Raw genomic sequence first — 20,658 nt, forward strand, 5'->3', positions numbered from 1 at the left:
GGATATGGTCTCCTCTCGTTCGGTTGTTGTCCGCAACTTCAACTATAACCGATGAGGCCCTGTCCTTCATCCTTTTTTATTCAGATGTCCAATATGTATTGTAGTCCTACAGGAGTGTATTAAACGTGTGATTGCAGTCACTTGACGGCGGGGGCGAAATGAGAGTAAAATAAAATGATTGTGTAAGAATGACAGCTTGGAGGGGTGCAGATGAAACAGAACGGCTTTGACAACGCAAAGTATTTGGAGACCCAGTCCGCTCACATCAAGGACCGCATCGCTCAGTTCGGGGACAAGCTCTACCTGGAGTTCGGCGGCAAGCTCTTTGACGACTACCACGCCTCCCGGGTGCTGCCCGGCTTCGCCCCCGACAGCAAGATCCGCATGCTGCTGGAGCTCAAGGATGACGTGGAGATGGTCATCTCCATCTGCGCCAACGACATCGAGAAGAACAAGATCCGGGGCGACCTGGGCATCACCTACGACGTGGACGTGCTCCGGCTCATCGACGCCTTCCGGGCCCAGGGCCTGTACGTGGGCAGCGTAGTGGTCACCCAGTATGACCGCCAGCCTGCCGCCGACGCCTTCAAGAAGCGGTTGGAGGACCTGGGCATGAAGGTCTTTCTCCACTACCCCATCGCCGGCTACCCCAACAACGTCTCCCTCATCGTCAGCGACGAGGGCTACGGCAAGAACGACTATATCGAGACCTCCCGCCCCCTGGTGGTGGTCACCGCCCCCGGCCCCGGCAGCGGCAAGATGGCCACCTGCCTCTCCCAGCTCTACCACGAGTACAAGCGGGGGGTGAAGGCGGGCTACGCCAAGTTCGAGACCTTCCCCATCTGGAACCTGCCCCTCCAGCACCCGGTGAACCTGGCCTACGAGGCGGCCACCGCCGACCTCAACGACGTGAACATGATCGACCCCTTCCACCTGGCTGCCTATGGAAAGACCACGGTAAACTACAACCGGGACGTGGAGATCTTCCCCGTTCTGGCCGCCATCTTTGAGAAGATCACCGGCGAGTGCCCCTATAAGTCCCCCACTGACATGGGGGTCAACATGGTAGGCAACTGCATTGTGGACGACGACGTGGTGTGCGAGGCCGCCCGGCAGGAGATCGTCCGCCGGTACTACGCCGCCCTGTGCGACCGCCGGCAGGGCCGCTGCGGGGACGAGCCGGTCTATAAGCTGGAGCTCCTCATGCAGCAGGTGAAGGCCGACGCCTCTCTCCGCCCGGTGGTGGGCGCCGCCCTGGCCGTGGCCGAGGAGACGGGCAAGCCCGCCGCCGCCATCGAGCTCCCCGACGGCGAGGTGGTCACCGGCAAGACCACCGACCTCATGGGCGCCTCCTCCACCACCCTTCTCAACGCCCTCAAGCGCCTGGCTGGCATCGGCCATGAGCACCACCTCATCTCCCGGGAGGCCATCGAGCCCATCCAGACGGTGAAGGTCAAGCATCTGGGCAGCGCCAACCCCCGGCTCCACTCCGACGAGGTCCTCATCGCTCTGGCCATCTCCGCCACCACAAACCCCCTGGCCCGTCAGGCCCTGGACCACCTGGCCCAGCTTCGGGACTGCGAGGCCCACGCCTCCGTCATCCTCTCGCCCCCCGACTCGGGCACCTACGCCAAGCTGGGTATGCGCCTCACCTGTGAGCCCACCTACGAGACCAATAAGCTCTACCACAGATAAATTCCTCTGCCGCGCCAGCGCCCCGGACCTCAAGTCTGGGGCGCTTTTCTGACGCCAAACTGTTACCCATCCTGCCTTGACAAAACGAGGTTACAGTTGTACCCTATATACAAAGGGTACAACTGTAACCTCGTTTACATGAAAGGGGGATACCCGTATGTGGGAGCGGGAGGCGAAGATCACCGACGCAGAGCTGGAGGTGATGGAGGTGCTGTGGCAGGGTGAGGACCTGACCCTGGCCCAGATAAAGGAGGGGGTCACCACCCGGAAGGGCTGGAGCGGCGACACCGTCAAGACCCTTCTCCGGCGGCTGCTGGAGAAGGGGGCGGTGGGCCAGGAGAAGCGGGGGGTGTACCACTACCGCCCCCTGGTGAGCCGGGAGGAGCTGGGGGACTACAAGACCCGCACCCTCATTGAAAAGCTCTACGACGGCAAGGCCAAGGACCTGGTGGCCGCCCTGGTGGAGCGGCGGCAGCTGGACCGCTCCGATGTGGCCGAGCTCAGGGACCTCTTCGACAGACTGTGGGAGGAGAGGGGGGAGGACACATGACCGGTTTTCTCCTCACCCTGCTGCGACTGAGTCTGCTGGGCTCGGTGCTGGGGGTGGTCCTCATGGGGGTGCTCCACCTGCTGGGCCGCCGCATCAGCCGGGCGGCGGGCTACTATTTATGGCTGCTGGTGCTGCTGCGGCTGTGCGTGCCGGTGTGGGTGGACCTGTCCATCCCTGCCTACCAGAGCATGACAACGGTTACCGGCATGGTGGTGCTGACCAACCCGGCGGACGGCCCTTCTGTGTGGACCGCACCTACGGCTCCACCTTCAGGCCAGGGTGGGCAGTCCCCGGACTCCGGAGGTGGGCCGTCGGTCCCTGACGGCGGAGGGGAGACGGTGACCGCCGCTCCAGCGGTGGACTGGGGGGTCGTCCTCACCTCGCCCGCCCTGTGGTTCACGGTGTGGGTTCTGGGTTTTGTCCTCAGCCTGGGCCGGTACGGCCGGAGTTACCATCGCTTTGCCCGGCTGGTACGGCGGGGGAGCCACGCCCCCGGTCCGGTGGCGCTGGAAGTGCTGAAGGACCTGGACCCCAGCGGGAAGATCGCCCTGGCGGTGTGCCCCGACCTCCCCTGTCCCATGGCCCTGGGGCTGCTGCGGCCCACCGTGTTTCTGCCCGAGGGGGTGGAGGACCGGGGGCGGTTGGAGGACATTCTCCGCCATGAGCTCACCCACCTGCGCCGCCGCGACCTCCTCTATAAGTGGTGCGCGGTGGTGGTGACCAGCCTCCACTGGTTTAACCCGCTCATGCCGGCGTTCCGCCGGGAGATGGCCCGGCGGTGTGAGCTCTCCTGTGATGAGGCCGCGGCGGGGAAGCTATCCCCGGAGGCGCGGCGGCGGTACGGAGAGACCCTGCTCTCCCTGGCGGCGGCACCCCCAAAGGGGCTGGTGGTCACCACCCTGTGCGAGGAAAAGGAGCATTTGAAGGAAAGACTGGTGGATCTGGTGAACGGGACAAAAAGAGGCCCTGCCGCCCTGGCCCTGACCCTGTGCGCGGCCCTACTGCTGGGGAGCTGTTCCCTGATCGGCGGCACGGCCATGGTGACGCCTGGCCCGGAGGTGTCGGTCCCCGCCGAGACCCAGGCGCCCAATCCGGCGCCCACGGTGGCCCCGGATGCCCTCTTTACCGACGCTGCCCTCTATGACCTGGGGGGCGGGCTCACCCTGGCCATCCCCACCGACATCGTGGAGGACACCATGGTCCTCTTTGACGAGGATCTGGGGGACGGCTCGGAGCCGGTGTTCCCCCGGGTCTACCACCGCTCCAGCTACGAGGCCGGCATGGAGGACTTCGACACCCCCATGGGCTTTTTGTTCTCCTTCTTCCGCTATGACCAGGTGGGGTACGAGCAGAACTATCTGGCCGTCCACGGCGGGGAGGGCCAGACCATCTTTGCCCGGGACGGCGAGTGGTACTACGGCATGGCGTACCCCACCGATGTGCAGTTTTTCACCGCAGACGGTGACCAGGACACCGGCAGCGCGGACTACCAGCGCTGGGAGTATGTCCGCTCCCGCATCCCCGACATCCAGGCCGACTTCATCGTCCGCAACGGCCTCACCCCCTACAACGGGGCGGAGCTGGACCGGCCCTTCCTGTGGACGGGAGAGCACCGCTATGTGGAGGTCCACAGCGCTGACTACGCCGTCTCCCTGACCCTCCTCCTCTCCCAGCCCGTCACCCAGGGCAGCGGCGGCATCTGGTGTGTGGAGGGCAGCTTTGACAACAACTATGGCAGCTGGAGCAGGGAGCTGCCCTACGGCATCGAGGTGACGGTGGCGGAGTACTACGCCGACCTCCAGGCCCAGGTGGACCAGGGCCACCGGCCCGGGCTCCTGGACCCGGTCCAGGCGGCCAGGGAGTGGTACCAGGAGAAGTACGACGCCGAGACCCTGGACGGCCTCACCTTCACCCTCCTGGAGGGGGAGCCCGCCGGGGACCTGGGGAGCACCATCGGGCGGTTGACGGGCCAGACCGGCACGCTGGAGAGCCTCTTCTATCTGGATGGCGACCCGGGCAGCAGCGAGGGCAGGCTGGCCTTCCACGACCCGGAGTTCCTGTCGGGCGAGGTGCGTTGGTACCTCCAAACCTTCGTGTGGATGGAGGGCCAAGGGCCGGAGACCATCGAGGGTGAGGCGGTGCGCTATCAGACGGAGAGCGGTGACGAGCTCCTCTTCCTGGAGGAGGACGGCCTTTTGCGCATCACCATCGGGGGTGAGGTTTTCTGGTACCGCCCTGCCTATGCCTACCAGGTGAGCCCCTATGACAAGATGCTAAGCTACTGCGCCGACCTGGCCCAGGAGGAGGACCCCTTCACTTGGGAGCAGATAGACGCCGGCATGGACGCCTTGTCCGCCTGGCTGGAAGGGCAGGGCTGGGGGACGCCCCTGGAGGGCTATCCCCAGTATCTGCCCCTCTACGCCCGCTACCATGCCCAGACCTATCTGGAAAACGGCAAGGGGCAGGGGCACGGCCTTGGCAGGACTGATGTGCTGGTCCTCTTCGCCGACTTTTCGGCGGACGTGTCTCAGGGGGAGGGGACCTACGTGTTCTGGCTCATTCCCGACGGCGCCGGCGGCTGGCAGGTGGACGACTGGGGCCGGACCGCCTTCCCTGACCTGGTGGGCTGAGAAAGCATGGGATCAGCGCCCTGTCAGTAGGAGTGACAGCAAAATGTAAAATTTTATATTGGGTGTCACTTTTTCCCCCGCTCAAGCGATAAAGAATAGGACGCCCCATGAATGGGGCGGAAGAAATCGAAGGAGGAAAATCCGAATGAAGAAGACATCCAAACTGCTCTCCCTGCTATTGGCACTGACCCTTGTGCTGAGCCTGGCCGCTTGTGGCGGCGGTAGTGGGAGCGAGACCACCGACCTCACCGGAACCACCTGGGTTCTCAGCGGCGGCTCCCAGGGAGACACCACCGTGGACAAGGAGACCCTGGAGGGCATGTTCGGTGGTGAGATGACCTACGCCTTTGAGGCTGACGGCAAAGTGACCCTGTCTCTGGCCGGCGTGTCGGTGGAGGGCACCTGGAGCCAGGACGGCAACAGTGTGACCGTGGACATTCAGGGCGATACCGGCACCATGACTCTGGATGGGGATAAGCTGACCATCGAGGAGTCCGGCGTGACGGTGGAGTTCAGCAAAAAGTAATCCTGCTCCATACGCTCGTCGGGGAACAGCCTTGGCCGTTCCCCGACGCTTTTTTATCCATCCTCTTGACGGAGCGGGTCTCTGAGCGTAGAATAGAAAAGATTTTTATTTCCCGCCTTTGATGGCGGACACAGGAGCTCAGCGCGTAGCGCTGTTTTGTGGGGCAATGGGGTCCCGGGGCAATGGCGTCCCATCCAAGATGGGAGGAATGTATATGGCGGTCAAGTATATTTTCGTTACCGGCGGTGTGGTCTCCGGCCTGGGTAAGGGCATCACGGCGGCCTCTCTGGGGCGGCTTCTGAAGCAGCGGGGGCTGAAGGTGGCCCTCCAGAAGTTCGACCCCTACCTGAATGTGGACCCGGGGACCATGAACCCCTTCCAGCACGGCGAGGTCTTCGTCACCGACGACGGCGCCGAGACCGACCTGGATCTGGGCCACTACGAGCGCTTCACCGATGAGGACCTGACGGTGGACTCCTCGGTGACCTCGGGCAAGGTCTACTGGACCGTCCTCAACCGAGAGCGAGAGGGCGGCTACCTGGGCGGCACCGTCCAGGTCATCCCCCACATCACCGATGAGATCAAGGACCGGATCTATCGGGTGGGCCGCCGGGGCGACGTGGACGTGGTCATCACCGAGATCGGCGGCACCGTGGGCGACATCGAGTCCCAGCCCTTCCTGGAGGCCATCCGGCAGGTGGCGGCCGAGGTGGGGCGGCAGGACGTCATGTACCTCCACGTCTCCCTCATCGTGGCCGTCCCCGGCTCCGACGAGCTCAAGAGCAAGCCCACCCAGCACTCGGCCAAGGAGCTGCTGGGCCTGGGCATTCAGCCCGACGTCATCGTCTGCCGCTCCGAGTACCCCATCCCCGACGACATCCGGAAAAAGATCTCCCTCTTCTGCAACATCCCCCCGGAGAACGTCATTGAGAACCTGACCGCTCCCTCCCTCTACGAGGTCCCCCTGATGCTGGAGGAGGCGGGCCTGGCCAGGGCGGTGTGCCGCCGTCTGGGTCTCACCGCCACGCCCCCCGACCTCATCGAGTGGACCGCCCTGGTGGAGCGGGAGAAGGCGGCCAAGGAGCACGTGGAGATCGCCCTGGTGGGCAAGTACGTGGGCCTCCACGACGCCTACCTCTCCGTGGTGGAGTCCCTGGCCCACGCCGGCATCATCAACGACGTGAAGGTGGACATCCGCTGGGTGGACTCCGAGACCCTCACCGACGACAACGCAGCCCAGGCGCTGGAGGGCTGCCACGGCGTGCTGGTGCCCGGCGGCTTCGGGAGCCGGGGCATCGACGGCATGATTGCCGCCGTGAAGTACGCCCGGGAGCAAAAGGTGCCCTACTTCGGCATCTGCCTGGGCATGCAGATGGCAGTGGTGGAGTTCGCCCGCCACGCCGCCGGCCTGGCCGGTGCCCACTCCAGCGAGCTGGACCCGGATACCTCCTATCCCGTCATCGCCCTCATGCCCGACCAGGTGGGAGTCACCGCCAAGGGCGGCACCATGCGCCTGGGGGCCTATCCCTGCCACCTCACCACGCCGGGCGGCCCCTGCCAGCGGGCCTACGGCGTCCAGGACGTCTCCGAGCGGCACCGGCACCGCTATGAGTTCAACAACGACTACCGGGAGGCCCTCACCTCCAAGGGACTGGTGCTGGCCGGCCTCTCCCCGGACGGCCGGCTGGTAGAGGCGGTGGAGCTCCCCGACCACCCCTGGTTCGTGGGCGTGCAGTTCCACCCCGAGTTCAAGTCCCGGCCCAACAAGGCCCACCCCCTCTTCCGGGCCTTCGTGGCGGCGGCCAAGGCCCAGGCAAATGCATAAAAAATCCCCCGGCGCTCATCTGTGAGCGCCGGGGGATTTTTTACAGGGCTTCTACCAGTGCGTAGTAGATGGGTACCGTGAGGAAGATCAGCCACCCCGGATGCCAGAGGTGGAAGGCAAAGCCCAGGACCAGGTAGACAAAGGGCAGACAGGCCCCGTAGGGAAAGGCCCGGAGCCGACGCTTCCACACGTTTCGCCGGCTGCGGGACTGGGCGTTTTCGGCCCGGTCCCAGGCCTCGGCGGCGGCCAGAACGGCTTCCCGCTCTTTGTCCTCGGGTGTGGCTCCTTTTGGGGAGAGCAGATCGTCCAGGGAAATGCCGTAAAGCTGGGACAGGGCAATCAGATTGTCGGTATCCGGAGAGGCCTCTGCCCGCTCCCACTTGGAAACGGCCTGACGGCTCACACCCAGGGCAGAGGCGAGCCCCTCCTGGGTGAGTCCATGCTCCCGGCGCAGGGCCACCAGGCGATTGGCGATCTCTAGGGTCAAAAATCTCACCTCCGGCACCATTGTATCAGAGCCGATCCGGTCTGACCAGAGCTTCTGCTTGACAGGCCGCAACCAGGGGTTGCGCCGGAGCTATTCCGCCTGGTTGTCGTCGTTCTCCAGGACCACCACCCGGATCTCCAGCACCCGGCGGTGGTCCACCTTGGTGACGGTGACGTCCAGGTTTTCGTAGACAAAGTGGTCGCCCTCCTCGGGCACCCGGCCCACCTCCTCCATGACCCAGCCGGAGACGGTGGTGGAATCGCTCTCCCCCTTGATGGAGAAGAGGTCGTAGAGGTCGGTGAGGTTGGCGTTGCAGGAGATGAGGTAGCTGCCGTCGGGCTGCTTTTTGAACTCTTCGATGACCTCGTCGTGCTCGTCCCAGATCTCGCCCACCAACTCCTCCACGATGTCCTCCATGGTGCACAGACCCTCGGTGCCGCCGTACTCGTCCACCACGATGACCATGTGGGCCTTGGCCTTCTGGAGGATGCGCAGCAGGTCGGAGATCTTGGTGTTGGCGGTGGTGTAGAGCACGGTGGAGACGATGGCGGAGACGTCGTCGTGGCCGTGGTAGCGGGCGGCGTGGAAGTCCTTCTCGTGGATGACGCCCACGATGTTGTCGATGTCCTCATGGTAGACCGGCAGCCGGGAGTAGCCGCTCTCGGCGAAGGCCTTGGCGATGTCGTCCATGGTATCGGTGTCCTCCACCGCCACGATGTCCACCCGGGGGGTGAGGATCTCGTCCACCTCCAGGTCGCCGAACTCGATGGCGGAGCGGATAAGCTCGCTCTCGTCCTGGTCCAGACCGCCCTCGGTCTCGGCCTGGTCCACCATGGTGATGAGCTCCTCCTCGGTGATGCCGCTGTCCGAGCTGTGGCGGAAGACCAGGCTGAGCAGCCGCTTCCACTGGGCAAAGAGGAAGTTCAGGGGGCGGAGAATGAGCATCAGCAGCCGAAGAATGGGGGCGGAAAACATGGCAAAGGCCTCGGGCTGCTCCTTGGCCAGACTCTTGGGGGAGATCTCGCCAAAGATCAGGATGACCACGGTGAGCACGATGGTGGACACCGCGGGGCCGTAGGCCGTGCCCACGTGCTTGGTGAAGAGGACGGTGCCCAGGGTGGAGGCCGAGATGTTCACGATGTTGTTGCCGATGAGGATGGTGGACAACAGCCGGTCATAGTCCTCCGCCAGGGCCAGGGTGCGGGCGGCCCGGCGGTCGCCGGCATCGGCCTTGCTCTTCAGGCGGATGCGGTTGAGGGAGGTGAAGGCGGTCTCCGTGGCGGAGAAGTAGGCGGAAAAAGCCACCATCAGGAACAAAACCGCAATCATTGTGATACTTTGGGGGTCCATAAGGACGATCAACTCAACTTTCTTTTAAATTAAATGTAGTTCCAGGAAAGGGGGGCGGGGAGGTGCAGAAGGGGGAAATTGCGCGCAAAAGGACAGCCCTACACCCTGAGGCTAAGGCTGCCCTTTGAAAGACATATGAAGCACTGACTAGGCGGAGGTTGGTCCACAGGGACTCACCAGACCCTTCTTTCCATAGAATGGGACCAGTATAACAGAAACCCGCCCGTCATGCAAGAGGGGATTTTTTCACCGGCGCTTTTCCGGCATCTGGAAGGTGCGGGGCGTTTTGCCGCTGCGCTGGGAGAGCAGGGGGAAGAGGGCGGCGGGGTCTCCCAGGGTAAAGTCCTTTTTCCGGGCCAGGACGCACTGGCCGCTTTTCAGAAAGACCAGCAGGTAGCCGGCGGTCTCCACCAGGTCGGTAATCTGGTCGTAGGGGGTCTCGGCGGAGCCGGCGCTGTCGGCGGAGTCCAGGTGATTTTCAAAGAAGCGGTAGCGGATGGGCTTGCCGTAGGCGCCGTTTTTCCGGGCGGCCTTCACCACCTGCTTTTCCATCCGGCGGCATACCCGCTGGGCGGCGAAGCGGTCCACATAGGGTACCCCCAGCAGAAAGAAGGCCAGGCAGAAGATGCCGGTGCCCAGGGCGCCCAGGTTGGTGTAGTTCCCGGCGGCGGCCAGCCACCAGATGGCGGCGGCCACCACCACGGCCAGGATATACAGGGCCCAGATGGGGTTTTTCTGATGGAGCATGTAGTGGACGGTCACCATGTTGCCGTAGGCGTCGGCGTCGTGGGAGGTCTCCACCTGAAAGAGCGGTTCCATGGTTGTCAGCCCCCTCTCAGCGCGGCGGCCTGCTCCTGGGTCAGGGGCACGCCCCCGCCCAGCAGCCGGACGTTGAGATGGATCTGGGCGGTGTGCTCCAGGGTCTCCATCCGCCAGTAGGCCCGCTCCAGGTCGGGACCCATGGTGAGGGCGCCGTGGTTGGCCAGGAGGATGGCGTCGTGGTCGGCCATGAGGGGGGCGGCGGCGGCGGGCAGCTCAGCGGTGCCGGTGCGGCCGTAGGGGGCGCAGGGGACCGGTCCCAGAGACATGACGGCCTCCCCCAGCAGGGGTTCCTCCAGGCCCATGTGAGCGCAGGCGAAGGCGGTGGCGGCGGGGGGATGGGCGTGGCACACGCCGCCCACGTCGGGGCGGACCCGGTAGCAGGCCAGGTGCAGGGGGGTCTCCGAGGAGGGGCGGTAGGAGGAGGGACTGGTCATCCGGCCCTGGCTGTCCACCACCAGCAGCATGTCGGTGGTGAGAAAGCCCTTGCTCACCCCGGCGGGGGTCACCAAAAAGAGGCCCTCTCCCAGTCTACGGCTGAAGTTGCCGTCGTTGGCGGCCACCCAGCCCCGTTCCCACAGTCTGCGGCCCAGCTCGCACATGAGCCGTCTTTGGGTCTCGTAATCCATAGCGCTCCTCCTTACTTGCGCACACGCGGTGCTTGTCCCCTCCATTATACCCTCTGGGAAGGCGCTTGACAACGGACAATTACCAAGGCCCGGAGCTTACGCTCCGGGCCTTGAGTCTCATCTTTGATCCAGCGGGGTGTAGTCCCGATGGGTGCCCACGTACTTGTAGGCGGGGCGGATGATCTTGCCCATGTTGATGAGCTCTTCGATGCGGTGGGCGCTCCAGCCGGCGATGCGGGCCATGGCGAAGAGGGGGGTGTAGAGCTCCAGGGGCAGGTCCAGCATGTGATAGACGAAGCCGGAGTAAAAGTCCACGTTGGCGGCCACGCCCTTGTAAATCTTCCGCTCATGGGCGATGATCTGGGGGGCCAGCCGCTCCACCCGGGCGTAGAGGTCGTACTCGTCGGTACGGCCCTTCTCCCGGGAGAGGGTCTCCACGAACCGGCGGAGGATGTTGGCCCGGGGGTCGGAGAGGGAGTAGACGGCGTGGCCCATGCCGTAGATGAGCCCCGCCTTGTCGAAGGCCTCCCCGTGGAGGAGGGCCTTCAGATAGGCGGAGATCTCCTCCTCGTCGGTCCAGTCCCGGACCTCCTTCTTCATGTCCTCGAACATCTGGATGACCTTGATGTTGGCGCCGCCGTGTTTGGGGCCCTTGAGGGAGGCCAGGGCGGCGGCCATGCAGGAATAGGTGTCGGTACCGGAGGAGGTGACCACGTGGGTGGTGAAGGTGGAGTTGTTGCCGCCGCCGTGCTCGGCGTGGAGCATGAGGCAGATGTCCAGGATGTGGGCCTCCCAGAAGGAATAGGCCGAGTCGGCCCGCAGGAGGGTGAGGATGTTCTCCGCGGTGGACAGTTCCGGCCGGGGGGCGTGGATGAAGAGGGAGTTGCCCTCCTTGTAGGTGTAGGCCTGGTAGGAGTAGACGGCATAGAGGGGGAAGGTGGCGATGAGCTGGATGCACTGCCGGGCCACGTTGGGGAGGCTGATGTCGTCGGTCTTGTCGTCGTAGGAGGCGATGGAGAGGACGCACTTGGCCAGGGAGTTCATCATGTCGCTGCTGGGGGATTTTAGAATCACGTCCCGGACGAAGTTCTTGGGGAGGGTCCGGTAGGAGGAGAGGAGCTGGGTGAAGTCGGCCAGCTCGGCGCGGGTGGGCAGCTGGCCGAACATGAGGAGATAGGCCGTCTCCTCGAAACCGAAGCGCTTCTCCCGCAGGGCGGAGCCCACCAGGTCCTCGATGTTGTAGCCCCGGAAGTAGAGCTCGCCCTCGCAGGGGACCTCCACCCCGTCCACCACCTTTTTGGAGATGATGTCGGAGACCTCGGTGAGTCCGGCCAGCACGCCCTTGCCGTCCAGGTCACGGAGGCCCCGTTTGACGTCGTAGCGGCGGTAATCTTCGGGGTCAATCTGACAGTTTTCCAGACTCCTGGCGGCGAGGGCCTGGATCTCGGGGGTCACGTCACTGTAATTGTAGCTGGCCATTGGCATCGCGCTCCTTTCTCTGCGAAGGCCCCGGGAGGGGCGGCGGTAGTTGTCATATGGGTATCTGAATGATTAGTGTATTTAACATTATTTTAGCATATAAATATTACTATTTTATGAATGGACAAACGTCCGCCCCACACGAATTTTGAGAAATGGGCAAAAAAATCCGCCCATGGGCCGGGCCCACAGGCGGATTTTGGGGATATATGGCGTTTATTCCAGGCCCTCCAGCTCCTCCAGCCAGAGGGAGGCCACGGCGTCGCTGGGCATTCGCCTCGTCGGCGCGGACTCCATATCCCTCGCTTCCGCCCGGAGGCGAAAGCTCGCTCATTTCGTCGGGCCTCCTCTCCCCGCGGGGGCCCCAATGGGCGACTGGCGGCGGAGGCGGTCTTGTTTACTCCAGGCCGTCCAATTCTTCCAGCCACAGTGCGGCCACAGCGTCAGACGGCATCCGCCAGTCGCCACGGGGCGACAGGGCCACGGAGCCCACCTTGGGGCCATCGGGGAGGCAGGAGCGCTTGAACTGCTGGGAGAAGAAGCGGCGGTAGAAGGTGCGCTCCCACTTGAGGATGGTGGCTCGGTCGTAGGTCCGGCCGAAGGCGTGCTCGGCCAGCCGAAGCACCTTCCGGGGCCGGAAGGCCCAGCGGACGGCGTAATAGAGGAAGAAGTCGTGGAGCTCGTAGGGACCCACCAGGTCCTCGGTCTTCTGGGCGATCTGGCCCTCGATGGCGGGGAGGAGCTCCGGAGAGACGGGAGTATCCAGGATGTCGGAGAGGACGCCGGAGAGCTGGGGGTCCTCCTGCTCCTTGTCGTCGCTGATGAAGCTCACCAGGTGGCGCACCAGGGTCTTGGGGATGCCGGCGTTGACGGCGTAGTTGCTCATGTGGTCGCCGTTGTAGGTGCACCAGCCCAGGGCCAGCTCGGAGAGGTCGCCGGTGCCGATGACCAGGCCGCCGGTCTGGTTGGCGATGTCCATGAGGACCTGGGTCCGCTCCCGGGCCTGGCCGTTTTCAAAGGTGACGTCGTGGTCGGACATGGACTGTCCGATGTCCCGAAAGTGCTGCTTCACCGCCTCACCGATGTCGATGGTCTTGAGGGTGCAGCCCAGCCGCTCGGCCAGCAGCACGGCGTTGGACTTAGTCCGGTCGGTGGTGCCGAAGCAGGGCATGGTGACGGCGATGATGTCGGTGGCAGGGCGCTGGAGCATCTGCATGGCCACCGCCGTGATGAGGACGGCCAGGGTGGAGTCCAGGCCGCCGGAGAGACCCACCACCGCCGTTTTGGCGCTGGTGTGCTCCAGCCGCTTCTTGAGGCCCAGGGCGGCCACGTACAGGATCTCGTTGCACCGCTCGGCCCGGTCGGTCTTGTCTTCGGGGACGAAGGGGGTGGGGGAGACGGGACGGGTCAGGTGGGTGTCGGCGGGCTCCAGGTCGAAGCCGATCCGCCACAGATCGTCCTGTTCGGGCAGGGGCTGGAAGGTATTGAGCCGCTGCCGCTCGGCGCACAGCCGGTCCACGTCGATCTCGCTGACGGTGAGGCCGGTGCCGAAGCGCCGCTCGGAGAGGAGGACGCCGTTCTCGGCGATCATGTTGTGGCCGGCAAAGACCAGGTCGGTGGAGGACTCCCCCTCGCCGGCGTCGGCATAGACGTAGCCGCACAGCAGCCGGCCCGACTGGCCGCACACCAGGGAGCGGCGGTAGACGGCCTTGCCCACTGTCTCATTGGAGGCGGAGAGGTTGAGGATGAGGGTGGCCCCCGCCCGGGCCGCCCGGATGGAGGGGGGCTCCGGCGCCCACAGGTCCTCGCAGATCTCCACGCCGATGACCAGCTGGGGCAGCTGGGTGCAGTAGAAGAGGCCGGTGGCCGACAGGTTGACCTCCTGGCCGCACAGGGGGAAGGTGACATCCACCCCGGCGCCGGAGGCGAACCAGCGCTGCTCATAGAACTCGCCGTAGTTGGGCAGGTGGGTCTTGGGCACCAGGCCTAAAATCTCCCCCTTGTGGATGACGGCGGCGCAGTTGTAGAGCTTGTTGTCATAGGGGCTGCGCACCGGCAGGCCGATGGCGGTGACCATGTCCAGGTTCTTGGTGGCATCCAGGATGGTCTGGAGTCCTTCCTCGGCTCCCTTGAGCAGGGTGGGCTGGAGGAAGAGGTCTCCGCAGGTGTAGCCGGTGAGGCACAGCTCCGGCAGGCAGAGGACCCGCACACCCTGGTGGTGGGCCTCCCGCATGAGGGTGAAGATCTGTTCGGCGTTATAACGGCAGTCGGCCACCCGTATGGACGGGGTGCCGGCGGCGACTTTCACAAAACCATCGCGCATATACATGACCTCCTATTCGCGTTGGTACCATTTTACCCCAAGGGGGAAGCGTTTGCAAGAAAAGCGGTCTTCCGATGTGAGAGAAAAAGTTTACCGGATTTTACATGGGTGGCCTTGACAAGGGGGGAAACAGTCGGTATAATCGTGGGTAGTTCAAAAGGGAGTAGTCGCAAGTTCCTCCTTCAACATCACGGCCTTTGGCCTGGGGGAGGACGCCGGTGACGGTGACAAGACTTTTGAGTATGTACTTCGCTGGGGCGGAGTGTATACTCAAAAGTCTTTTTTTATTGTTCCGGCGGGAGAATCGGTGGCTGTTCCCGGGGCAAGATAACCTGTAAAAGGAGTGTGCAGCATGGAAAAAGCCTTTTTCAACCGCACCCCGGAGGAGACCCTAAAGGCGGTGGAGTCCGCCCGGACGGGCCTCACTTCGGCCCAGGCGGCGGAGCGGCTGGAGCGGTTCGGCAAGAACGCCCTGGCCGAGGGCAAGAAGAAATCGGGCCTCCAGGTATTCCTGGAGCAGTTTCAGGACCTGTTGGTGGTCATCCTGCTGGTGGCCGCCGTCATCTCCGCCGTCTCCGGCAATCTGGAGAGCACCATCGTCATCTTCGCCGTCCTCATCCTCAACGCCATCCTGGGTACCGTCCAGCATTTCAAGGCGGAGAAGTCCCTGGAGAGTCTGAAGGCCATGTCCTCCCCCACAGCCAAGGTGCTGCGGGACGGCAAGCGCACCGTCATCCCCTCCGCCCAGATCGTCCCCGGCGACATCGTGGAGCTGGAGGCCGGCGACATGGTGGTGGCCGACGGCCGTATTCTGGAAAACTACTCCCTCAAGGTCAATGAGAGCTCCCTCACCGGCGAGAGCGAGGGGGTGGAGAAGACCGCCGACGTGATCCCCGGCGACGAGGTGGCCCTGGGCGACCGGAAGAACATGGTCTTTTCCGGCTCCCTGGTGACCTATGGCCGGGCCCTGGTGGTGGTCACCGGCACCGGCATGGACACCGAGCTGGGCAAGGTGGCCGCCCTCATGAACCAGACCCAGCAGCGCAAGACCCCCCTCCAGCAGTCTCTGGACGACTTCAGTAAGAAGCTGGCCATCGTCATCATGGCCATCTGCGTGCTGGTTTTCGGCCTGTCCCTCTACCGGGAGATGCCCATTCTGGACTCCCTCATGTTCGCCGTGGCCCTGGCCGTGGCCGCCATCCCGGAGGCCCTCTCCTCCATCGTCACCATCGTCCTGGCCCTGGGCACCCAGAAGATGGCCAAGGAGAACGCCATCATCAAGGACCTGAAGGCGGTGGAGAGCCTGGGCGCCGTGTCGGTCATCTGCTCGGACAAGACGGGTACTCTGACCCAGAACAAGATGACCCCCCAGAAGATCTATGCCGACGGCTCCCTGCTGGAGGGCAACGACCTGGACCTGGTCAACGATGTCCAGCGGCTTCTTTTGAAGGCGGCCCTCCTGGCCAGCGACGCCACCACCGACCCGGCCACCGGCACCGGCATCGGCGACCCCACCGAGGTGGCTCTGGTCATGCTGGGCGACCGGCTGGAGATCGACGAGGTGGCCTACCGCCAGCAGCACCCCCGCATCGGGGAGCTGGCCTTTGACTCCGACCGGAAGCTCATGAGCACCCTCCACGACATCGATGGCGTGCCCACCCTCTACACCAAGGGCGCCATCGACGTGCTCCTGGCCCGGTCCACCCACGTCCTCACCCGGGAGGGCAAGGTGCCCATGACCCCCGAGTGGAAGGAGCGCATCTCCCGGGTGAACATGGAGCTCTCCATGGAGGGCCTGCGGGTCCTGTCCTTCGCCTACCGAGAGCTGCCGGAGAACCACACCCTCACCCTGGACGACGAGCAGGACTTCACCTTCATCGGCCTCATCTCCATGATCGACCCGCCCCGGCCCGAGGCCATCCAGGCCGTGGCCGACGCCAAGCGGGGCGGTATCCGCACCATCATGATCACTGGCGACCACAAGGTCACCGCCTCCGCCATCGCCAAGCAGCTGGGCATCTTCCGGGAGGGGGACGAGGCCGTCTCCGGCGTGGAGCTGGACAACATGACTGACGCCGACCTGGACCAGCGGCTGGAGAAGATCTCCGTCTACGCCCGGGTGTCCCCCGAGCACAAGATCCGCATCGTGTCCGCCTGGCAGCGCAAGGGCAAGATCGTCTCCATGACCGGCGACGGCGTCAACGACGCCCCCGCCCTCAAGGCCGCCGACATCGGTGTGGCCATGGGTATCACCGGCACCGAGGTCTCCAAGGACGCCGCCTCCATGATCCTGGCCGACGACAACTTCGCCACCATCGTCAAGGCGGTGGTCAACGGCCGGGGCGTCTACACCAACATCAAGAACTCCATCAACTTCCTCCTCTCCGGCAACATGGCCGGCATCCTCTGCGTCCTCATCACCTCCATCCTGGGCCTCTCCGTCCCCTTCGCCCCGGTGCACCTGCTGTTCATCAACCTCCTCACCGACTCCCTGCCCGCCATCGCCATCGGCGTGGAGCCGGCCACCGGCGGCCTGCTGGACCAGAAGCCCCGTGACCCCAAGGAGCCCATCCTCACCAAGGGCCTCCTGGGCAAGATCTTTGCCTACGGCGCCATCATCGCCGTGGCCGTCATGGCCGCCTACTTCATCGGCCTCCGGGATGCCGGCGCCGAGCTGGCCATGACCATGGCCTTCTCCACCCTCACCCTGGCCCGGCTCTTCCACGGCTTCAACTGCCGCGGTCTCCCCTCCATCTTCCGCATCGGCCTCACCACCAACAAGGCCAGCATCGGCGCCTTCTTCGCCGGCGTGGTGCTCCTGGCCGCCGTTCTCTTCATCCCCGGCCTCAATACCCTCTTCGAGGTGGCCCCCTTCACCATGCAGGAGATCGGCCTGGTGGTCCTGCTGGCCTTCCTGCCTACGGTGGTCATCCAGATCTACAAGGTCATCAACGACGCCGTCCAGGCTTCCCGGCGGAAGTAAAAAGCAGAATGATGCCCTCCGATGCCTTTTGTTTGGGACAAATTGGCCGATATAACCAATAGAGACCTTGCCCATGGGCAAAAGGAGGGATCGCTATGGAGACGACCAGAGTGGATAGAACCACTTCGATCCAAATGCCGTCCAAAGCGGCTCCTGTCCGGAGCGGAACAGCTCCGCTCCGGCCCAAGACTGATCAGGTGGACCTTTCAGAGCAGGCGATGGAGCTGCTGCGCAGGATGGCCCGGCAGTCGGCCCAGGAGGACCGGGAAAAAAGCGCTCTGGAACAGCTGATGCGGCCCTGGGAACAGGAGGATGACGAGCCGTGGAGCAGCCTGAAAGAGGACCTGGAGGTCATGAAGGAGTGCGCCAAGATCGCCGCCAACATCCGCTCCGGAGACAGGGTGCCCCCGGAGGATCTGCGTTACCTCATCAAGCACGACCCGAAGCTCTATATGATGGCCATGGCCGTCCGGGAGCCGAAGGAGGACCCGGACAAGTGTGACCGGGTAAGTGAGGATGAGGAGCAGTCCGTCCAGGAATCGGCAGCGCCGTCGGCCGACGCTGGAGCCGCCAGCTCCAGCCCTGCGCCGGTTAGCGCGTCCGCCCCGGAGGGCGGCGGCTCTGACGCCCCGCCGGCAGAATAACGCCCGAGCAAGAAAAAGCGTGTGCCCCACGGAACAACTTCCGTGGGGCACACGCTTTTTTGAACGGTCACAGGTCAACAGGGGCCTTCGGCGTTTGGAAACATCTGCGCAGGGAAAAGAGCCCGAACATGAGCATCAGGGCGACAAGCATGGCCGCCAGGGCCATGCCAAGGAGGAGGAATGTGGCCACCCCCTCCGGCAGGGAGCTGCCCGGGAAGGTGAACTGCGCCCCGTTGGGGAAGCAGTAGCCCAGAACGGCAAAGGCGGTGAGGAGGAGGGTGTGGACCGTCCGCAGCCGCAGCAGGCTCCGGTCCAGCTCCTCTCCCTGGGGCTGGTAGCGCGCCGCCAGGTGGGCGAAGTCGGTGAAGAGCTGGAAGTGGAAGTAGATGGCCGCCACGGAGATGAGTAGGTCCATGGGCCGAAATTGTCCGTCCAGGGTCCCGCCAAAGAGGGTAAAGACCCAGTCCGCCCCCGCCCATACCCCCAGCAGCACGCACAGGGGCCGCAGCAGGGTGAGGTCCCGCTCCTCCTCCTCCAGACAGCCGATGGCCGACCACAGCAGGAGGTAGCACACGAAGTTGGGGAGGATGTTGATGGTGTTTAGGTTGACGTTGAAGTAGAGAAAGAAGTAGGCCCAGGCGGCGTGGGACACCCCACGGTACAGCTTCTCATGGTCTGGGATCACGACGCATTCCCTCCTTCCACGGGCCGGAGCTCCACGATCTGCTCCTCCCGGCCGTCCACATAGGAGAGGACCATGCGGTAGTGGTCCGGCCACACCGGCGCTTCATTGGGGTCGTCCCTGAAGCCGGAGCCGCCGCCGCTTTGCAGGCCGCCGCTGTCCCAGGCATTGCCCCAGAAGGTGCCGTCGCTGCTGCTGCCCTGGCCGGTGCCGAATACCAGGGAGGGTCCGCTGCCGTCGGCGTAGACCGGAGCGGCGGCGTAACGGTTCAGCCGGTCCACCGCCCCGGGGACGGTCTCGGTGCCGGTGAAATAGTAGTACTCCTTGGCGGCGTCAAACTGGGCGTTGGGCTTGGGTGTGGTGTCAAAGGAGGTGGAGGGTCCGGAAAACCAGGAGCCGCCAGTCTCCACTGTGCTGTCCACCGTGTGGACGGTCTGATAGGCGATTTCCAGGCGGAGGCCGTCCACATCGGCGGCGTAGGTGACGGCGGCGGGGAGGGCAGGATCACCCCAGGTGAGCAGGCTCACGCTGTCGTCATAGGCCTGCTGGAGTTCCGACACCTGGAAGTCCCCCTGGGGGATCACCACCCAGCGGTCCCCCTGTCGCTCCGCCCGGACGGTCTGCCAGGCGGCGTAGGCATAGCCCTCCTCGCTCTCACGGACCGGCGGGGCATCGGGGCCGTCCAGATAGGCCAGCTGGAGGGGAAAGACCATTACGGCGGTATAGCCGCCGTCCGCTTCGGTCAGGTTGTAGAGGAAATAGCCCACAGTTTGGTCAGCCCGGCCGGGGAGACCACTCTCCCAGTGCTCGTGGACCCAGTGGTCGGGCCCGTGGGCGAAGGACTCCATCTGGGAAGCCAGATCGGCCTGCTGGTCAATCGGGGCGCACAGAGCCCGGTAGATGCCGTTTTGTTCGATGACCGCCTTGCCGTAGGTGTCCAAGGCGCCGGCGGCGGTGGTGCAGGGGGTGAGCCGGGCCGAGGCCATGGCGGTGTGGAACTCCAGCTCGCCGGAGTGCCCCAGGCCGTTGGCCTTGGCCAAGGTCTGACCTTGACCCAGGACCAGGGGGAAGAGGAGCACCAACGCCACGCATACCGAGGCCAGGGCCATCCCCGCCGGATAGCGCTTGAAACGGGCGATGGCCTCGATGCGCGCCCGAATGTTGCGCCCGCCGTTGGCCATGGAGGAGGTGCCGGTTGCCCGGGCATACTTGCCCGAGGCCATGGAGAGGAGGATGCGGCCGTAGTCCCGGCGGTCCTCCCCCTCCAGCCGCTCCAGCACCCGCTGGTCGCAGAGGGCTTCGGCGTCGTTGCCCGCCCGGTCGGCGCAGTACCATAGGAGGGGATTGCACCAGTGGAGGCACCGGAAGAGGCAGATCAGGAGGCCCCAGGCGGCATCGTGATACTTGAGGTGCAAAAGCTCGTGGAGGAGCACCTTGTCGTCCACCGCCTGCCCGGCGGGGAGGGCCAGCACTGGCCGGACCACCCCGCAGACGAAGGCGGAGGGCAGTCCCTCCACCTCCACCGCCCGGCAGAGGGGGAGGTCGTACTGTGCCGCCACCCGGCGGAGCTGGGCGTCGTCGGCGAGGCTCCCCCGGCGGAGGGCCAGCCGCAGCCGGAGATAGGTGAGGGCGTACCACGCCAGCAGCACCACCACCCCGGCCACATAGAGGAAATAGAGGACGTCCAGGGGCGTCTGGGGTCCGCCCAGGGGGGCGGGCAGGGGGATGGGGGCTATCACACGGATGAGGGAGTAGTCCCCGGTGAGGGCGGTCTTGAGGGTCTCCAGCCACAGCGGCCAGTTGAGGAGGACGTACCGCCCGCCCTGCCCGGCGGGGTGGAGGAGCACCAGGGCCAACAAGCCCCAGATGCCGAACTGCCACCGGGGGGAGAGCTTGTCACGGAACAGGTACTTGACCACCAGCAGGAAGACGGCCGCTCCGGAGGCGGTGAGGGTCTGGAGGAGGAAGGACCACAGGTCGGTCATACTGTCACCTCGATTCAACAGGGATGGGGCGGTTTTAGTTGTGCTGTGCGA

15 protein-coding genes are annotated in these 20,658 nt (G+C 64.7%); 7 read left to right on the forward strand and 8 right to left on the reverse strand.

What is annotated here, in order from left to right; translation table 11 throughout:
- The first annotated feature begins 210 nt into the window (after positions 1-210).
- From ACTNBK_RS10945 to ACTNBK_RS10965, 5 genes are all read left to right on the forward strand, one after another.
- Positions 211-1,695 (forward strand): DUF1846 domain-containing protein, encoded by a 1,485-nt coding sequence (locus ACTNBK_RS10945; RefSeq protein WP_441146053.1) that lies wholly within the window; start codon positions 211-213, stop codon positions 1,693-1,695.
- A gap of 157 nt (positions 1,696-1,852) precedes the next feature.
- Positions 1,853-2,245 carry a BlaI/MecI/CopY family transcriptional regulator gene (locus ACTNBK_RS10950; protein WP_441146055.1) on the forward strand — a complete coding sequence of 131 codons (393 nt, stop codon included), beginning with the start codon at positions 1,853-1,855 and terminating at the stop codon, positions 2,243-2,245.
- Entirely contained in the window at positions 2,242-4,875 is a 2,634-nt protein-coding gene (locus tag ACTNBK_RS10955) for a M56 family metallopeptidase (protein ID WP_441146057.1), read from the forward strand. Before ACTNBK_RS10950 ends, ACTNBK_RS10955 begins: the two co-directional genes overlap by 4 nt.
- 145 nt (positions 4,876-5,020) lie before the next feature.
- Positions 5,021-5,401: a hypothetical protein gene (locus ACTNBK_RS10960; RefSeq protein WP_441146059.1), complete on the forward strand. Its 381-nt coding sequence runs from the start codon at positions 5,021-5,023 to the stop codon at positions 5,399-5,401.
- A gap of 214 nt (positions 5,402-5,615) precedes the next feature.
- Positions 5,616-7,226 carry a CTP synthase gene (locus ACTNBK_RS10965; protein WP_441146061.1) on the forward strand — a complete coding sequence of 537 codons (1,611 nt, stop codon included), beginning with the start codon at positions 5,616-5,618 and terminating at the stop codon, positions 7,224-7,226.
- A 40-nt stretch (positions 7,227-7,266) separates the two neighbouring features.
- On the opposite strand, the gene ACTNBK_RS10970 is transcribed toward ACTNBK_RS10965, so the two are convergent.
- The 6 genes from ACTNBK_RS10970 to ACTNBK_RS10995 form a co-directional block, all read right to left on the reverse strand.
- Positions 7,267-7,713 carry a helix-turn-helix transcriptional regulator gene (locus ACTNBK_RS10970; RefSeq protein ID WP_441146063.1) on the reverse strand — a complete coding sequence of 149 codons (447 nt, stop codon included), beginning with the start codon at positions 7,711-7,713 and terminating at the stop codon, positions 7,267-7,269.
- A 90-nt stretch (positions 7,714-7,803) separates the two neighbouring features.
- The gene (locus ACTNBK_RS10975; RefSeq protein ID WP_441146065.1) at positions 7,804-9,063 is read right to left on the reverse strand and encodes an HlyC/CorC family transporter; all 1,260 of its coding nucleotides are present in this window, start codon (positions 9,061-9,063) and stop codon (positions 7,804-7,806) included.
- Positions 9,064-9,309: 246 nt separating this feature from the next.
- Complete coding sequence (locus ACTNBK_RS10980; protein WP_441146067.1) at positions 9,310-9,882, reverse strand: YcxB family protein; 573 nt, start codon at positions 9,880-9,882, stop codon at positions 9,310-9,312.
- Between the two features lie 5 nt (positions 9,883-9,887).
- Positions 9,888-10,511, reverse strand: coding sequence for a class II aldolase/adducin family protein (locus ACTNBK_RS10985; protein WP_441146069.1), 624 nt, complete (start codon positions 10,509-10,511; stop codon positions 9,888-9,890).
- Positions 10,512-10,628: 117 nt separating this feature from the next.
- Positions 10,629-11,990: a citrate/2-methylcitrate synthase gene (locus ACTNBK_RS10990; RefSeq protein ID WP_441146071.1), complete on the reverse strand. Its 1,362-nt coding sequence runs from the start codon at positions 11,988-11,990 to the stop codon at positions 10,629-10,631.
- Positions 11,991-12,387: 397 nt separating this feature from the next.
- On the reverse strand, positions 12,388-14,313 hold the full coding sequence (locus ACTNBK_RS10995; RefSeq protein ID WP_441146073.1) for an NAD(+) synthase: 1,926 nt from the start codon (positions 14,311-14,313) through the stop codon (positions 12,388-12,390).
- A 352-nt stretch (positions 14,314-14,665) separates the two neighbouring features.
- Here ACTNBK_RS10995 and ACTNBK_RS11000 point away from each other — a divergent pair, with 352 nt between their 5' ends.
- Both ACTNBK_RS11000 and ACTNBK_RS11005 read left to right on the forward strand, forming a co-directional pair.
- Positions 14,666-17,296, forward strand: coding sequence for a cation-translocating P-type ATPase (locus ACTNBK_RS11000; protein ID WP_441146075.1), 2,631 nt, complete (start codon positions 14,666-14,668; stop codon positions 17,294-17,296).
- A 95-nt stretch (positions 17,297-17,391) separates the two neighbouring features.
- Positions 17,392-17,940: a hypothetical protein gene (locus ACTNBK_RS11005; protein WP_441146077.1), complete on the forward strand. Its 549-nt coding sequence runs from the start codon at positions 17,392-17,394 to the stop codon at positions 17,938-17,940.
- A gap of 67 nt (positions 17,941-18,007) precedes the next feature.
- On the opposite strand, the gene ACTNBK_RS11010 is transcribed toward ACTNBK_RS11005, so the two are convergent.
- On the reverse strand, positions 18,008-18,625 hold the full coding sequence (locus ACTNBK_RS11010) for a hypothetical protein (RefSeq protein ID WP_441146079.1): 618 nt from the start codon (positions 18,623-18,625) through the stop codon (positions 18,008-18,010).
- Complete coding sequence (locus ACTNBK_RS11015) at positions 18,622-20,607, reverse strand: M56 family metallopeptidase (protein ID WP_441146081.1); 1,986 nt, start codon at positions 20,605-20,607, stop codon at positions 18,622-18,624. The genes ACTNBK_RS11010 and ACTNBK_RS11015 overlap by 4 nt, the downstream gene beginning before the upstream one ends.
- Positions 20,608-20,658 lie beyond the last annotated feature (51 nt).

The organism is Intestinimonas sp. HCP28S3_D6, assembly GCF_052065695.1.
Lineage (GTDB): Bacteria > Bacillota > Clostridia > Oscillospirales > Oscillospiraceae > Intestinimonas.

Coding starts and splice junctions, on each gene's coding strand:
- ACTNBK_RS10945 (WP_441146053.1), top strand. CDS start 211: ATGAAACAGAACGGCTTTGACAACGCAAAGTATTTGGAGACCCAGTCC.
- ACTNBK_RS10950 (WP_441146055.1), top strand. CDS start 1,853: ATGTGGGAGCGGGAGGCGAAGATCACCGACGCAGAGCTGGAGGTGATG.
- ACTNBK_RS10955 (WP_441146057.1), top strand. CDS start 2,242: ATGACCGGTTTTCTCCTCACCCTGCTGCGACTGAGTCTGCTGGGCTCG.
- ACTNBK_RS10960 (WP_441146059.1), top strand. CDS start 5,021: ATGAAGAAGACATCCAAACTGCTCTCCCTGCTATTGGCACTGACCCTT.
- ACTNBK_RS10965 (WP_441146061.1), top strand. CDS start 5,616: ATGGCGGTCAAGTATATTTTCGTTACCGGCGGTGTGGTCTCCGGCCTG.
- ACTNBK_RS10975 (WP_441146065.1), bottom strand. CDS start 9,063: ATGGACCCCCAAAGTATCACAATGATTGCGGTTTTGTTCCTGATGGTG.
- ACTNBK_RS10980 (WP_441146067.1), bottom strand. CDS start 9,882: ATGGAACCGCTCTTTCAGGTGGAGACCTCCCACGACGCCGACGCCTAC.
- ACTNBK_RS10985 (WP_441146069.1), bottom strand. CDS start 10,511: ATGGATTACGAGACCCAAAGACGGCTCATGTGCGAGCTGGGCCGCAGA.
- ACTNBK_RS10990 (WP_441146071.1), bottom strand. CDS start 11,990: ATGGCCAGCTACAATTACAGTGACGTGACCCCCGAGATCCAGGCCCTC.
- ACTNBK_RS10995 (WP_441146073.1), bottom strand. CDS start 14,313: ATGCGCGATGGTTTTGTGAAAGTCGCCGCCGGCACCCCGTCCATACGG.
- ACTNBK_RS11000 (WP_441146075.1), top strand. CDS start 14,666: ATGGAAAAAGCCTTTTTCAACCGCACCCCGGAGGAGACCCTAAAGGCG.
- ACTNBK_RS11005 (WP_441146077.1), top strand. CDS start 17,392: ATGGAGACGACCAGAGTGGATAGAACCACTTCGATCCAAATGCCGTCC.
- ACTNBK_RS11015 (WP_441146081.1), bottom strand. CDS start 20,607: ATGACCGACCTGTGGTCCTTCCTCCTCCAGACCCTCACCGCCTCCGGA.